The organism is Nocardia sp. NPDC127526 (assembly GCF_042672265.1).
In the GTDB taxonomy this organism is placed as follows: Bacteria; Actinomycetota; Actinomycetes; order Mycobacteriales; family Mycobacteriaceae; genus Nocardia.
The window spans coordinates 1-15,270 of the sequence record NZ_JBHXVO010000042.1 but is presented as its reverse complement, the minus strand read 5'-3'; the positions used below and the strand labels follow the sequence as shown (position 1 = coordinate 15,270).

Here is a 15,270-nt window from a genome sequence, read left to right as displayed (position 1 = left end):
CTTCCACGTTAGTCGGCGCTAACAGGTCCGTAGCGAAATCTCTACTGCTGAACCATGATTAGACTTACTAGTCTCGTTTCCCGAGCGGCCGCGTGCGACAGATACGAAACCATCCGACCAGTCCTAGATGGCTTTCCTTTCCAAGGATCGACGTAGCCTTCTCCTACTCGAGGTAACCAGCGTCAACCATCGCCTTTTGCAGGTCCACATAGCTGTAGTAGCTGTTCTCGCCTTCGTGCTCATGGACGCCGGTAAGGAACTCGGAGAACGCTGTCGCCCTCGTCTTACCCAGATGCGCAGTGGCATGAAACAGATGCACCGCCGAGCCCGGCATCTCCATCGCTTGGCGGCACTGCGTGTTCTTGCACCAGGCGTCCATGGCAGCGGCAAGATCGCTACCACCAAGGAAGGCGGCATGCCGTAGCAGGAGGGTGCCGGCCTGTTCTCCCGCTCTGAAGTTTCCGGCCTCTGCCACAAGTTGTAGAACCGCCGGGACGAAGTACGGATCCGGAACGGCCGACATCAACACAGCCATCCGATCCGTCCAGGGCAGTAGGGTGAATCGCGTCTCGAGCCCCGGTAGCTTTTCCCGCGCGAACCGGCTGCGCACCACGCCGATCGCCGCCGCGGCATCGCTGGGCAGGGGTTCCCGGTCGTTCTCAGGGATCCGGGAATACAGCAATCCCTCCAATCGGAGGACCAAAGCCTGATCCATTGCGTCCCAGAAGTAATCGTGCACACCGAGCCGGATCATTGCGCGCAACTGCGTCGCGCCGTCCAGCGTCTGAAACCGGTTCACCAGCTTCTCGACCTCTGTGCGCACCAACTCACGGTCGCGTTGAGCGAGAGCTTCGAGTGTCTCGGCCATACGATCGGCGTGTTCGACAGCCGGCATCTGCGCGGTTGGGTCGAGTTCGAGCAGAGCATGCTTCGCGGCGAATGTGACGATGTTTCGTCGCGCCGCCGATCGGACTCGGTCGTAGAACATTGCCTGGATATGTGGCGCGCTGGCGATGAAGAAGGGGTCGCAGACGTAAGTGCTGAACTCGTCCAGCACCTTTCGCCCCTGGACGGGCGGGTGAGTCAGCAGGGTCGTCAGAGCCACTGCCAGATGGCCTCGTGCGATCTCCGCGCGAGGCTCATAGACATCATCCAACGTCCGCAACGACGGGTGCACGCAAAGGTTGCGATCCTCCCGTATGCGTTGCAGCTCCCGCAGTCCGATCGAATCGATGAGCTCGAATTCGGTTGCCTTGCCGAGTAAACCGTTCTCGATCTGCTGCATGGCCCGAACGCCCTCCTGCGTCAGGCCCTTGGCCTGGGCGGAGGCCAGACTCGTTCGGAAGACAACCGCCTGTCGATCTCCGCCGTCAGCGAGCTGCACAATCTTGGTGATTATGTCCGCGGTGACAGCCGTCCAGGTGGTCGCGATGCATGCTCGAATGGCGCCGGCGTTGTAGCACCGCCACGCTTCCTCGGCCAGTGACCGCACATCCGGGCTCCACACCTGCCCGATGAGAATCTCGAGATCGGCCATCTCGTCATCCCTCCACGATCCCCAGCCAGACGTACTCTCGAGCTCTGGTGATAGCGACGAATCGCTGATTGACGGCAAGGTCCTCGCGATCGCGGGCCGAATCCGAGAGTCCCTCCTCCGCAGCGGTCTTCGCGAACCACGGGAGCAGCACTGCTCGGAAGTCCAAACCCTTGGCGCGGTATACCGTTCCGATCTTGATCATGTCCTCGTCGACACCGATGTAGTCCTCGAGGTTCCGGAACTCGATCCCCCACCGGCGCAGGGCCGCACGGAAGCGATCGGCCTCCTGGTTCGTCCGGGTGATCAACGCAGTCTCCGACAACGGGATACCAAGGCTCGCAACCTTTCCGAGCTGAATACGGATCTGATCCTCGACTTCTTCATCTCGGCCACTCCATGTTTCGGCGATCCCACCGGGCAGCGCCACCTCGGAGCGGCTGAGCGCGACCCCCTCCTCACCGTCCAGATCATCGACGATCCGCTTGCCTTCCAGGGAAGCCGCGAGCGCCAGAATCGCCTCACAGTTGCGGTAGTTGACCCGGAGAATCTCACCGCGACCGACGATCGGAATACCCGCGTCCGACAGCGTCCAGCCGCCCGCATACACCTGTTGCTGGCTGTCACCCACCAAGAGCAGGCCGTTCGGCACGTCGCCGACCAGCGCATGTGCGAGGCGCAGGCCCAGCACGCTCATGTCCTGCACCTCGTCCACGACGACCATGTCGTACTTCTCGTCGAGCGGCACCTCCTCCAGATCGGCAAGTGCGACTGCAATGAGGTCGTTGGCGTCGAGGAATCCCCAGTCGAGGCGAATCGTCTCGTATTCGCAGAAGAGCTTCCACACCGCTTCGCGCCCAGGCTTCCGCAGGACACCGCTGCGCCCTCTCCTCCGCAGCTCCGCGTACTCCCAGAAGTCGTGTATCCCACGGCCTTTGATGTACCGGTCGATCTCCTCGCGCCAATACCGGTTGTCGCTCTCGATGTCCGCTAGCAGGCCGCGGCTACCTACGCGGGACCATGCGAGGTTGAAGGCATTGTCGGCACGCTTGAGATCCATCTTGGCGGGACGGTCGCGTTTGGCCAGCAGCTCCCCCACCCACATGTGCAAGTTCTTGAATTCGACTCTGTCTTCTGTGCCCGGTGCCAGTTGCGCGAAGGCTTGCTCCTGGCAGGGCGGCAGATTCCGGACGAACGTTGTGAAGAGCAGCTTTCCGGTGGTGCGGCGCGCCCGATGGGCCATCCGGTGTAGCGCCACTACGGTTTTACCGGTGCCGGCCGGTCCAGCGATCCGTGCCGATCCGTTGTAATTCTTTGTTACAAGCGCTCTTTGAGTCGGATCGAGGAAAGCCATCCAGGTGGGGAACGGCTTGCCGAGTGCCCGTTGCCGCTCGTCCGCCAGCAGGTCGTCGACGCCGACAAGGCCCGCCTCGTTGGACGGGACCGGAGCAGGCCGACGGTCCAGCGATAGCAGCGTGTAGTCGCGAGTTCGTCCCGCGATCACTTCGGCTATTCGAGTTGCGACACCCCGATCCAGCCGAGCTCCGACCGAGAAGAGCGACCGATAGTCGAGCTCGCTCACGACCCGATACCTGCCGTCACCTCGCAGCCGGCTGTGCGGAGCGACAACCATTACCAGCTCAACCGTCTCGGGCACGAATACATTGCGGTGATTCCCGACCGGAAGATCGGCGAACATGTGCTCAGCACTCTCACGAAGTGCGTGCGACGCAGCCTCGTCCGGCAGCTCGTCGGCAAAGACGAGGCCGAATACACCACCCGAGCCAATCAGATACGCATCGATTGATTGCCGTAACGCCGATCGCCGATTCCGGACTAGTAGGTGCCAACCACGACGCCCTTCGGCAAGCAGCCCGGACAGCACATTACGTTGCCGTGCGGGCATGGTTCCGACCGCGGAAAGCGCTTCCTCCGCACGAACCCGACGAAGCTCGCTGTCATGACCTTTTGTACGTGCCACCGCGCCACCCCCATCCATTGCGACGACGACCGCCCGAGCGAGCGGCGTAACAAATAGGGTGACGCAATCCCATTGCGAGTAACAAGTTCCGGTCGGTCGGTTTGTTAGCCACAAAATGCCTGCTGAGAGGCGATAGAAACCTCTCCCTTTCGACCTGATCATGGGAGACAATGGCCATGTGCTCGTGGCGAGGGGGAAGGCTCTATGGCGCTGATCGCACGCTATCAACCGGGTGCAACCGGCCGCCCATTCGTAAATCGTGAAACAGCGCTCGCCAGATTCGATGAGTTGCTGACCGATGCTCAAAATACTCCAAAAGTCATGCTTCTCATCGGAGTCGGCGGCATCGGCAAATCTCGATTGCTTGCCGAGTTGCGTACCAGGGCCGCCCCGAAGCACCCCACCGCGCTGGTCGACTTCCAAGTCCCCAGTCATCGCCAGCCAATCGAGGCATTAGCGGTACTGCGGTCCCAGTTCGGGTCGCGGAAAATCAAGTTCCACCGCTTCGACATCGCCTATGCCGTCCTGTGGCAGCGCCTGCACCCCCACCTGCGAGTGAGCTTCGAATCGATGGCATTCGCGGAGAACAGCGAGGTGCTCTCCGAGATCCTCAACGAGGCGACCGGCATCCCAGTGTTCGGCACAGCCGCCCGCCTGGTCGAGCTGGGCGCCCGCAAGGTCACACGGTCGTACCGTATTCGCCAGGACCAAGTGCTCCAAGAGCTCGACAAACTGACGCTGTCCCAGCTGGAAGCAGCGGTCTCCTACCTGTTCGCAGCCGACCTCGCCGAAGGCACAGCCGGGCGAGCACCCTATGTTGCGTTCCTCGACGCCTACGAGGCTTTGGCCGGCGGCGTGGATCGAATGGGGCGCGCGGCGGTGTCCGACGCCTGGCTCAGGGATGTAGTAGCCCAGCTCGACAAGGGCCTGGTGGTGATCGCGAGCAGAGAGCCTCTCGGCTGGGAACGACACGATCCTGAATGGGGAGACCGGATCGAGACGGTTCGAATCGACGACCTGTCGATGGCCGATCGGCACCGGCTTCTCGATGCGTCCGGCGTACATGACCCCGATGAGCGCGACGCCATCGCCGCGGCGAGCGCAGGGGTGCCCTTCTACCTGCACCTTGCGATCGACGCCCGCAGCCGAACCAGCACGATACCCACGCACGATCCTGTCTCGCCGGAGGCCATTCTGGAGAGATTTCTCCAGCACGTTGCACCCGACGAGATACGAACACTGGAGCTTCTCGGACTCCCACGGGTGTTCGACTACGAGATATTCACCTCCGTAGCAACCGCTTTCGGACTACCCGCACACATTCCCGCGTGGAAGTCCCTGATCAGCTATTCGTTCGTCTACACCGCGGACGAGGATGGCTTGTCCGGCCGCTTCCAGCTGCATCAGCTCATGGTGGCCGCGTTGCGCCGCCGCCTGGACACCGAGGTGGCAGCTACGCTTCATGATGTGCTGCACAGTCTGTGGCGGGACCGAGCGAACTCGGGTTCGGACCGGGTAGCCGCGCTGCGCGAGGCCGGCTACCACGGCCTGCGCGCCGGGACGCTGACCGCTGTCGCGCTACTCGACTATGTGGACCGCATCGCGGCAGCCGGAGGCAAGCAAGGCATCGACGCCGTCCTGATCGACCTCAACCAGTATCTACTGGAAGAAGGCTCGACACGGCCGGACGCACCCGAATTGCGCGAGCTGACACAGTGTTTGGAAGCCGAAGGCGCGATCCTGCTCGGCGATGCCAAGCAGGCCGATGAACTCACCACGACGATCGCAACCGACCGCACAGGCCCCGTCGCCGAACGACTGACGCTCGCGGCCGCCAATGCACGACGCATCCTGGGCCGCACCGACGAAGCACTGGCCATGTACAGCGCATTGTGGTCACGGGGAGCCGGCCGAGTCCGGCTCGACGCCGGCTTGTGGGCCGCCGACCTGCACATGTGCCAAGGCCGATTCGCGCAGGCCATCGACCTGTGTGACCAGCTCGTCGACCTCGCAGACCCCGACGATCACGAATTCCTCGGCGACATCGCAAGACTGCGGCATCTCACCTACCGCATGGCCTTCGACACCGATGCGGCCGCCCGCTATCTCGCAGAGGCCGACAGCCACTATGAGACGGCGGGAAGTGTTGTCGGACAAGCGAACATCGCAACCAATCGCGCCGAACTACTCGCCCTCATCGAGCCGGCCCAAGCCATCGCCGCCGCTGCCACAGCCATTGCCATCCAGCGCGAGCTCGGCGCCCTCCACGAACTCGGCAAAGCCCACACCGCACTTGGCGTCGCGCAACTCGCCCTCGGCGATCTCGATGCCGCCGAACGAGCCTTCGCCGACGCCTGCGAAACCTTGGAACGAGCCGGCTACCGCTCCGGCCGCGCCAGGGCCGAACTGTTCCGAGCCGGTGTCCACGCCCGCCGAGGCCGCCGAACCGAAGCAATCGCCGGCTCACGTTGGGCCGTAACGGAACTCGAAGCCACCAACGTCTACCCGACGCTCGTCCTCCTCGCCCGCACCGTACTGGCGTTCTTCGGCTGGTCGGACCCCGCGGTATCACTGGCCGCAGCGCGGGCGTTCACCGAATCCAACCGCCCACGCCGGACCACGACCTCGACCACTCGGCCCAGCGAATCCTGGCGAACGTCCTGGGCCTCGATCCCGACTCCTACTACCGGGAGGCCATCTCCCGATCCGACTCCGCGGCAGGGTATTACAACCACAACGTGCGAATCGAGACTTCCTCCGGCCCGATCAACGTCCGGATCCCCGTGAACGGCGCCGACATGATGGACCTGCGCCTGTGGCCCGAGGTGAAAGTCCTGCGAACCATCGAACCATTCGTCTCCGCGGCACCCCGCGTGCGGTGGGACTCCACCGATCCGGCGTATCAGATCCAAGACCACGTTCAGGGCGACCTCCTGGACCACATCGCACCACGCGGACACGCGGTACCCCAATGCGTACCGCGAGACGTCGCACAGCTTTTCGCCGAACTGCGCCGGATTCCGATCGAATTGCTGCCCGCCACACCCCAACCGCCCTCCGACGATCCCTTCTTATTCGCCAGTCAGCTCTCGGCTGTGACGCAGCGGGTATTCCGCGACAACCGGGAGCAATTCGGCCCTCTCTACCGAAGGCTCGGCGTACCCGACGATCCCTTCGCTGCCGTCACAACAGCCTGGCGCACACTCGAATCCCGTTCCTTCCGCCTCGTGCACGCGGACGTTCACCGCAAGAACATGATCATCCGCGATTCCCAGCAGGTCGTCTTCCTCGACTGGGAGCTGGCACTGTACGGCGACCCGGTGTATGACGTGGCCACGCATCTACACAAAATGGGCTACCTACCGAACGAGCGCGCCACCTTCCTCACGCTGTGGGCGGCGGCCGAACCCGAAGCCGCAACCGGCCGTTGGGAATCCGACTTACAGACCTACCTGAACCACGAACGGATCAAGTCCGTCATCGTCGACTCGGTCCGATACGCCAAAGTGCTCGCGGAAGGAAGCGCGACCCGAGAGCAGGAACACGCGCTGGTGCTGAACCTTGTCACCAAACTCCGCTGGGCTCATGAAGTTTGGAGACAAGATTGCAGCTTCGAGCCGGAGTTTGTCGAAGCGGCCCTGCGTGCCTATCGCTGACGAAGTGACCGTCTAGGGCTGGTCAAACCGGCTGGCCTGCACTGCACTTGTGAACCGGTCCCAAGCAGGGCCGTCGAAAACCAGTACGGGACTCGAAGATCCCAGCTTCGAGTCCCGCACACCTACCCTGCCACCGTTGAGGTGAGCGGCTTCCACGCACGCCTCACCACCTTGGCTCCTGCTGCTCTTGAACCAGCGCGCCTCGTCGAAATCGCTCACGCCTCGAACTCCTTCGCCACCTGCCTGAGCAGGTACTTGCTATCTGTTTCACTCAACGCTACGCACCCCAACTGCTCGTGCGCGGCGACGTAACGATCCACGATGTCCGTGCGGTCATAGTAGAGCCGCGAACCGTACGACTCCACGTATACAGTGGTCGGCTCCACCGGCTCCTTCGTATTGGAATCGATTGGAAATCGCAGCATCACGAACGGACCCGGCGCACAACCGAGTGGAAACCCTGCATTGAAAGGTAGAACGCGGACTCGAACATTGGGCGGGGTATCCGCAAGCTTGCGGAGTTGCGCAGCCATCACCTTCCCGTTGCCCGCCACCCGTCGAATCACGGACTCGTCGACGAGCAGATCCACGTCGACAGGGGCCAAGCGCCGAGTGATCGCGGTCTGCCGCTGCATTCTCACCTGTATGCGCTGCTCCAGGTCCATCGGCGAGTCGGAATCGAAGAACACCCGCTCCAGAGCACGAGCGTAGTCAGCCGTCTGGATGATCCCAGGCACAACATCCGGCTGGTACATGATCACTTGCGCCGCTGCGGCTTCCAAGCTCATGTAAGTCTCGAAGTCGTCCGGAATCAGATCGTCGAACCGATGCCACCACACCCGCTCGTCAACCGGCCGCGCACGCTCATCGCCCTCCCTCGCAAGAGCCTTCAGCGCCTCCACCTTCTCCGCCGACGCGTCGTACAACCTGCACAGCGCTTCGATATCCAGCAGCCTGATTCGAGGATTCTCCCCCTTCTCCAAGCGCTGCAGCGTTCCAGCCCCACGCTCGATCAACCTGGCCGCATCAGCAATGGACAGCCCCGCCCCTTGCCTCATCTCCCGCAGCTGCCGACCGAGCTGCCTTCGCGGAATGGTCGTCGGGTTCTTCGCACTCATTAGCTTTGCTCCCGAATTTTGGATGGCACATGAGTCCGCTGGTGGATCGCGCTACACGATCAGCTGGGTCCCATTGTCCGCGCGTAATGGACGCCTTCGTGGCAGAACGGACGAATCTCTTTGGACGAGCCAAATCTTCGACCAAGATGCCGATCCACGACGTCTACTAGGGCATATCCACCTAGCAAACATCGAACTCATCGGAGGCGCCCAAGATGATCGATCTTCCGTTGACCAACCACGACGCCGTACCCGAAGCGACGTTCACACCGTCGCGCGCCCATCGAATCATGCAAGATCACAGGCAATGTCCGGCGTCAATCTGCGCGGCGAAGGCACAGGCCAAGTGGATGCTGATCGCCGCCGGGAGGCTCGTACCCGCCGATGCTCCCCACATGGGGAGCTGAATCATGAACGACGCCTCCTACTTCCATCGCGTCCCCGACCACCCAATCCTGAATCTCGAAGTGGCACAACATGCTTTGGAACCACACCAGAATTGCCCAGACGATTGCGAGGCGAAGCGCTACTTCACCGACCTGGTGCCGTATTTGAAACGGGGCAGCACAACTTGGAATATCTGGTCACCCCAGCGGTAGCGAAATGCACGCTCTCGAGCACCACTCCCCCAACGGTAAGGCAGGACAGATGATCGGAGAATTCACATACCTCATACTCGGGACGGGAATAGGCACGTTCCTCGGCTGGATGGTGACCACAATCCGTCACGGCAGCCACGCCCGGCAGTTTGGCCCTGGGTACGGCGTCGCCGAGATCCGAGCACGTCTCGAACGGGAGGATCGCGGCCGAGTCGCCGAAACCGCAGGATCGTTCGCCACTTGACAGCCTGGGCTCTCCATCGTTCCCGTGGCTGCTGGTAGACAGTTCCCATGACCATCGAAGAGCTGCAGAACCTGGTATCGGAGTTCTCCGCACGACGGGACTGGGAGCGCTTCCACACTCCGAAGAACCTCGTGATGGCTCTCACGGGCGAGGTGGGCGAGTTGGCTGAGATCTTCCAATGGCTGACGCCTGAACAGAGCATGGAACTCGGCGACGACACGCAAGGCCGCGTTCGGGTCGAGGAGGAAGTCGCCGACGTCCTGATCTATCTCATGCGTCTCGCTTCCGTGCTGGACATCAATCTCGCCGCGGCGGTGCAGGCGAAGCTGAAGTTGAACGAACAGCGTTACCCGGCCGACCTTGCTCGGGGCCGAGCGGTGAAGTACTCCGAGCTCGGGTAGTTGCCCGCCACCCGTGCCACGGTTGCTACCGAGTCATCTTCTCCAGAAACTCTTGGGTTTCCGGGTCGGTCGAGTAAACGCAAGTGCCTTCCATACCGCGAGTAAGCAACACCTTGTAGGTGTTGCGAATGAGCGCACCGAAGTGCGCCTCCTCTGCTTTCTTGACAGCGGGGTCATGGGAGCACTCGCGGCGCGCTACCCAGCGGTCCCCTCGTCGCACGAAGTCGGGACCAAAAATGACTCCCGACCAGTCGTATTCGAAGCCTTGAGCGGTGTAGATGCAACCGACTTGCCTGAACCCGCGGTCATCGGACGCCCAGTAGTAAGACTCTGGCGCGTCAGGCACCCGTTTCTCGGGCTTGGCGTTCCAGGGGCGTTTCCAGTTGTCGATCACCACATCGTCAACGAGATGCTTGGAGCCAGCAGCCCCTACGGGATCACTCCACGGCCAACAGTAGCCGGCAGCCAATCGTGCTGTCCCGCCGTGCTGTTCCCGCTGGTACAGTACCCATGCCTCCATAGCGGCCGGACTCGCGGCGGCCGCGACGCGGAAGTCGTCGTCGGTACCGGCCGTCAACCGGCTCCAGCTGATCGGGGGCTGCGGATCGAGGCCGAGCAGGCGCCGTACCCATTCGTCGAATGCATCCGAACCGCCACAACGGAATTGACCGTCCAGCCGGACCACCTCGACTTTGCACCCTGTCGCGTTCGCCGCGGCCGTGATCTCGTCGAGTGACCCCATCTCGCCGGGACGCACGATCTGGTTCTCGTCGAGCAGGAATACCGGCACCCACGCGACGTCGATCAGCTCGTCGATCTGCCGGCGAGCCAGCGCACGCTTTTCCTTCCCGGTCCAGTGGTTCACGCTGGTTTCCCGGACGCGGTGCGCCTCATCGCAGATCAGTACATCAAGCTCACGCGGCTCGGAACCGACGTAGTTGTTGAAGTACTTGAACATGGTCTTAACGCGAGTGTTCCGACTACCGGCGACCTTGCGCATCGTGTTCGTGAATGCACTGGACCCGGTGGCATGGTGGACTTTTCGCCCCTGCCTGGAGAGTTCACCCAACAAGCTCAGCGCGATCACGCTCTTGCCAGACCCCGGTCCGCCAAGCACCACCACGACGGTTTGTGTCCGCGCCGCACGTGCCGTGGCGACGGCTCGCTCGACCAGCTTGTAGGCAACCCGCTGCTCGTCGAGCAGTACGAACTGCTCACGGTCCTGGATTTCCTCCGCAGCCAACTGAAGTAGCGGCTTGCTCGGTCCGTGTTCGAGGCGCAGGAACTCGTCTGCGGAGTCGCGCGCATGATCACGTCCGCCGTTCACATCGAGCAGGGCACGGAGATGGTCGACCAAATCGGACTTGTAATCCTCTGTGAACAAGCGACCAAACCGGTCAGGCCGATACTGCATGAGCGACGGAATGTCTGCAGACTTCGCGTTGTGCAGATACGCGAGACCGTGCACGGCCTGCGGCCACTCAGCCAGAGATGGAGTGGAGTCCACCAGGTACTGGCAGTAGGCACGCACCTGCTCGACCGGATGCAGCACCGGCTCCGCATAGGCGGCCACCGAAACCAGATCAGCGGCAAGAAGTTCCGCTTTCGACCACTGCTTCAACTCGACGAGGACGTAGCTGGGTTCGCTGGTGCGTGGATGCTCACCGCGCAGGATGACGTCCACCCGCTTCGGGCTGTGCTGCAGCTTGTGTTCGAGCAGCACCTCGACGTCTCCGAGTCCCGCATCTACGAGCTCCGTCAAGAGCGGCGGCAGGCTGCGCATCCACGAAAGCACCTCGCCGACCCCTACCTGATGTTCCCACTGATGCCGAGCCTGCTCGCTCAGCAGCTGGTGCAGACGACCAGCCTGCGCCTCGACCAGCAGATAACGGGCACTTCCACGGATGAGAGCCACTCAGTCTTCCCCACTAGGCATGCGAAATCGGCATGCGGTTGGGGGCAGCAACGAAGTGGTTTTCGGTGCCCGGCGGGCCGCAGTTATCACATTAGCTTGGTGACCTGACAGCGAGCGGAAGCGGCCACCGCCACCGAACTTCGCAGTTAGTCCGCGTCGAATGAGGATTCAGCGGCTATCACGAGTTTCCTCCAGCAATCCACAAGAGAACGACTAGTTGGTATTCTGTACTCCTGTCAGGACTTGGACACAGGCAACGCCCCGTCCTCGCCACACGCAGGTGCTACCCGAACGCCGCAAGAACGCAACCTGGGCGATGACCATCTGGTGCTCGAAACTCGTTCATACACAACAACAGTGAGTCGACGCGCGGGTTCGCCAGGCGATACTCTGCAGACCGTCTTGTTTCTTTCGCGTCTGGATGCGCGATGGTTCGGAGGGGTGATGGCTGTCTTTGCCTTGCAACCAGCAAGTCTTGCAACGAAGAGCGTGGCGCAGCACTACCGGGACACTATCGTCACCCCGGTATCGTTTGCCGAACACCACGATGTGTTGGACCAAGCGGCACTCGAGAACTTGACCGGACGGTTCCCTGGTGGCCGAGCTCAGCTGTGGGGAGTCAAACCGGGAACTGGCGCCGTCAATAGGGCGCGCTACGCGAGATTGCAGGAAGGCGACGGCGTCGCCTTCTACGGTCAACATCGGTTGTACGCCGCTGGCCGGATCGCGGTCTTGTTCTCCAACGAGAAGCTCGCGGAGCGGTTGTGGGGTCGGCAAGATGGACAGACTTGGGAGCTCATGTATGCCGTCGCCGACTTCCAAGATATCGATGTGCCTATATCGATGGTCCAGCCGATCATGGGGTGGGGCGAACGAGCCGTTGTGCAAGGCTTCACGCTCGCGGAAGATCAGGCCGCGCACAAACTTGCGACACTGTGCGGAGTAGAACTCAATCAGCCCCTCCCTTCACTTTTGGCGCCGAGCGTGGTCAGGCCACCAATCGGCCCCGATGCAAGGCAGGCAACCCTCCTACTCGATCCCACCAGAGAACAACTCGACGCGGCGACCTCGACTCCGGAGGATGCCACGGAGACGACAACGCACAACGAAAACGCAGATGCGCGCGATACGCCGCACGCGTGGATGATACGAGGCACAGGCGTCGACGGATGGCTGCGCGAGGGCTGGATTTCAGTCACAAGCGCCCAGCCGATAGTCGACGGCGTGTCGAAGGAACAGTTGCAAGGCATTGTACGATCTAGCTACGCACACAAGTCATATGCCTTCAAGGAACAGCGTCTCGCGGAATTGGATCGGTTTCTTCTGCAAATGCGCGTAGACGATCTGATCGTAGCGATCAGACGCAACGAGGTCTACTTCGGCTTCGTGACTGGAAAACCTGTATTTACGCGTGACGCGTACGGATCGACCGCCATCCGGCGTCCCGTGTCCTGGACAAATATCGACCGGCCGGTGCAACTTCCAGAACTACCAGCAGAAGTCGCAGTGTTGCTTCATACGCAGGATTACCTACGGGATATGACAGCTGTTTACCACCGTCTCATCGAGCTAGTTTCACCGGGTGTTGATGCACAGAAACCCGCGGTCCTGAACAGCCCGCGATTTACACACGTCAACGAAGCCTTTGCGAAGGCGATACACTGCGATAACATATTGTGGCTGCGCGAGATCGAGTTACTGCTAACTCGACGGAAGCAGCTCATATTCTACGGACCGCCCGGTACTGGCAAAACCTATCTTGCACTAAATCTCGCCCGTCACCTGACAGAATTTCATGCAGTGAAACTGATCCAGTTTCATCCGTCCTTCTCCTATGAGGATTTCATAGAGGGATTTCGGCCGCAGTCTGATCAATCGAACGGTACGATATCTTTCACGCTAACCGCAGGACCACTTAGAAACTTTGTCGAGTATGCGCAAGATGACCCCGAGACACCTTATATTCTGATAATCGACGAGATCAATCGGGCTCAAATCGACAAAGTATTCGGTGAACTCTATTTTCTCTTAGAGTACAGAGATCAGCCCATCAATCTCCAATATTCACCCCACCTACCCTTCAGATTGCCGGAGAATCTATTCATAATCGGCACAATGAATACAACAGACCGTTCGATTTCACTGCCGGACCAAGCTATGCGGCGTCGATTTGCATTTGTCGAGCTACACCCGAGTAAGGAACCCACCCTCGGACTGCTCGATCGCTGGTTAACGGAGCACGGCACTTCTTCGGACATGCCAAGAGTGCTGGAGGAACTCAACCGCCGACTAGCGTCGGACCTACCCGAGGGCGAGGATCAAGTGATCGGGCCCTCCTATTTGATGCATCCGGACCTGTACATGGATCAGGAATCCGGTATGGACATCGTCTGGCGGTCCGACATTTTGCCGCTACTGCGCGAACTCCACATCGATACCAGTATCGATGTGGACAGGAGATACGGGCTTGCAGAACTACGACGGGCGATACAGGAGCCACAGTGACAATGCCCGAGCCCATCATGATTGCGGAAACGGGACCCGGAGCCGACTACCGGCTGTCACCCGACTTCGCCGATGCACTGAACCAATCTAAACTGGCATCCGCCCGCTTTCAGCGCAATGGGTTGTACCGCGTCAAGGGAAACAATAAGGTCGGTTCAGCCCATATACACGGTCGCGATGTGCATGTCGCACCCAAATACCCGATCAGACGGGTGCTGTTCATGCTCGGATACACCCATGGATTAGGTGAACGATGGCTCGACGATGACGTTCTTCTTGCCGAGAATATTGGGCTTGTCCCAGCATTTGCTCACCCGCTGTGTCGACATATCCATAAAGCACTCAAACCGGGGGTTCTCCGTGGGTATAAGGACCGTGATGCGGAATCCACCGTATTACGGGGACGGCTGCGCGAAACAGATCAACTATACCGCGGGCACGGGATGCAGACACCGTTGCAGATTCGCTACGGAGACCGCACACCGGACATCCCCGAGAACCAGATATTACTTTCTGCACTCATTCGCATGCTCCATGTTCCGGGAATTGACCCTTCGTGCCGCAAAGAGCTCCGATCTTTGCAAGCTAGATTAAGAGGCGTCACACCCAAATGTGTGCCGCTACCTAAGATGACTCGGCTGAATATGCGATACCGAACCGCACTAGAGCTGGCGGAACTGGTTCTGCGACAGACTTCAGTCGACCAGAGCACAAAGGACCACACAGTCGCGTGCAATGGCTTCATTGTCGACATGGAGGACGTTTTTGAGAATTTCGTTCGCAGAACCATCGGCCGGCACCTTCAGTTGCACTACGGAGGCTGGGTATCGAAACCCAAGAAGCTGTTTTTGGACCGTGGAGGAGTCCTCAAGCTGGAGCCGGATGCAGTTTGGCAATTTCCGAACGATTCCTACAAAGCCGTCGTCGATGCGAAGTATTCAGCCGAGTTGAAGCGCGGAGGCGGGACGCCGGATCACTTCTATCAGGTATTGGCATATTGCAGCCGGCTCGGACTTCCGCAGGGGCACCTAGTCTATGCAAAGGGCCATTCAATCGGGAGACAGTTCTTCATCTCAGGAAGTGGGATAGAGATCATCTGCCATTCGCTGGATCTGGACCAGAGTCCCGACGATCTGTTGCAGGACTGCGCGACTCTTGCCGAGAGCATCGCGAAATCAGCTCCCTAGACGCAAAAACCCCCGACTGTTTGGTCGGGGGTTTCGCGAATGATGTTCCGGCGGTGTCCTACTCTCCCACACCCTGTCGAGTGCAGTACCATCGGCGCAGGTGGCCTTAGCTTCCGGGTTCGGAATGGGA

The 15,270-nt window shown here is 60.7% G+C and carries 11 protein-coding genes and 1 rRNA gene; 6 read left to right on the top strand and 6 right to left on the bottom strand.

Going from position 1 to position 15,270, the window contains the following annotated elements; all coding sequences use genetic code 11:
• Positions 1-163: 163 nt before the first annotated feature.
• Both ACFVIV_RS36350 and ACFVIV_RS36345 read right to left on the bottom strand, forming a co-directional pair.
• Complete coding sequence (locus ACFVIV_RS36350; RefSeq protein WP_379204420.1) at positions 164-1,537, bottom strand: hypothetical protein; 1,374 nt, start codon at positions 1,535-1,537, stop codon at positions 164-166.
• Positions 1,538-1,541: 4 nt separating this feature from the next.
• Positions 1,542-3,515: a UvrD-helicase domain-containing protein gene (locus tag ACFVIV_RS36345; protein WP_379204418.1), complete on the bottom strand. Its 1,974-nt coding sequence runs from the start codon at positions 3,513-3,515 to the stop codon at positions 1,542-1,544.
• A gap of 204 nt (positions 3,516-3,719) precedes the next feature.
• Here ACFVIV_RS36345 and ACFVIV_RS36340 point away from each other — a divergent pair, with 204 nt between their 5' ends.
• Both ACFVIV_RS36340 and ACFVIV_RS36335 read left to right on the top strand, forming a co-directional pair.
• Positions 3,720-6,302 (top strand): AAA family ATPase, encoded by a 2,583-nt coding sequence (locus tag ACFVIV_RS36340; protein ID WP_379204416.1) that lies wholly within the window; start codon positions 3,720-3,722, stop codon positions 6,300-6,302.
• A complete protein-coding gene (locus ACFVIV_RS36335; RefSeq protein ID WP_379204415.1) occupies positions 6,254-7,171 on the top strand; it encodes a phosphotransferase family protein in 918 nt (305 codons plus the stop codon). The genes ACFVIV_RS36340 and ACFVIV_RS36335 overlap by 49 nt, the downstream gene beginning before the upstream one ends.
• Positions 7,172-7,183: 12 nt before the next feature.
• Here ACFVIV_RS36335 and ACFVIV_RS36330 read toward each other — a convergent pair whose 3' ends face one another.
• Both ACFVIV_RS36330 and ACFVIV_RS36325 read right to left on the bottom strand, forming a co-directional pair.
• On the bottom strand, positions 7,184-7,390 hold the full coding sequence (locus tag ACFVIV_RS36330; protein WP_379204413.1) for a DUF397 domain-containing protein: 207 nt from the start codon (positions 7,388-7,390) through the stop codon (positions 7,184-7,186).
• Positions 7,387-8,289, bottom strand: a complete 903-nt coding sequence (locus tag ACFVIV_RS36325) for a helix-turn-helix domain-containing protein (protein ID WP_379204411.1) — start codon at positions 8,287-8,289, stop codon at positions 7,387-7,389. The genes ACFVIV_RS36330 and ACFVIV_RS36325 overlap by 4 nt, the downstream gene beginning before the upstream one ends.
• 410 nt (positions 8,290-8,699) lie before the next feature.
• Here ACFVIV_RS36325 and ACFVIV_RS36320 point away from each other — a divergent pair, with 410 nt between their 5' ends.
• Together ACFVIV_RS36320 and ACFVIV_RS36315 are read left to right on the top strand one after the other, a co-directional pair.
• The gene (locus ACFVIV_RS36320) at positions 8,700-8,888 is read left to right on the top strand and encodes a hypothetical protein (protein WP_379204409.1); all 189 of its coding nucleotides are present in this window, start codon (positions 8,700-8,702) and stop codon (positions 8,886-8,888) included.
• Between the two features lie 291 nt (positions 8,889-9,179).
• A complete protein-coding gene (locus tag ACFVIV_RS36315; RefSeq protein WP_379204408.1) occupies positions 9,180-9,533 on the top strand; it encodes a nucleotide pyrophosphohydrolase in 354 nt (117 codons plus the stop codon).
• A gap of 25 nt (positions 9,534-9,558) precedes the next feature.
• Here the strand turns inward: ACFVIV_RS36315 and ACFVIV_RS36310 are convergent, their stop codons facing one another.
• Positions 9,559-11,448, bottom strand: coding sequence for a DNA/RNA helicase domain-containing protein (locus ACFVIV_RS36310; protein WP_379204406.1), 1,890 nt, complete (start codon positions 11,446-11,448; stop codon positions 9,559-9,561).
• Positions 11,449-11,892: 444 nt separating this feature from the next.
• Between ACFVIV_RS36310 and ACFVIV_RS36305 the strand changes: the two genes are divergently transcribed.
• Positions 11,893-13,953: an AAA family ATPase gene (locus tag ACFVIV_RS36305; RefSeq protein ID WP_379204404.1), complete on the top strand. Its 2,061-nt coding sequence runs from the start codon at positions 11,893-11,895 to the stop codon at positions 13,951-13,953.
• 2 nt (positions 13,954-13,955) lie between these two features.
• Positions 13,956-15,140: an McrC family protein gene (locus tag ACFVIV_RS36300; protein WP_379204402.1), complete on the top strand. Its 1,185-nt coding sequence runs from the start codon at positions 13,956-13,958 to the stop codon at positions 15,138-15,140.
• Positions 15,141-15,185: 45 nt separating this feature from the next.
• Here ACFVIV_RS36300 and rrf read toward each other — a convergent pair.
• Positions 15,186-15,270 (bottom strand): 5S ribosomal RNA (gene rrf / locus ACFVIV_RS36295); the annotation flags it as partial.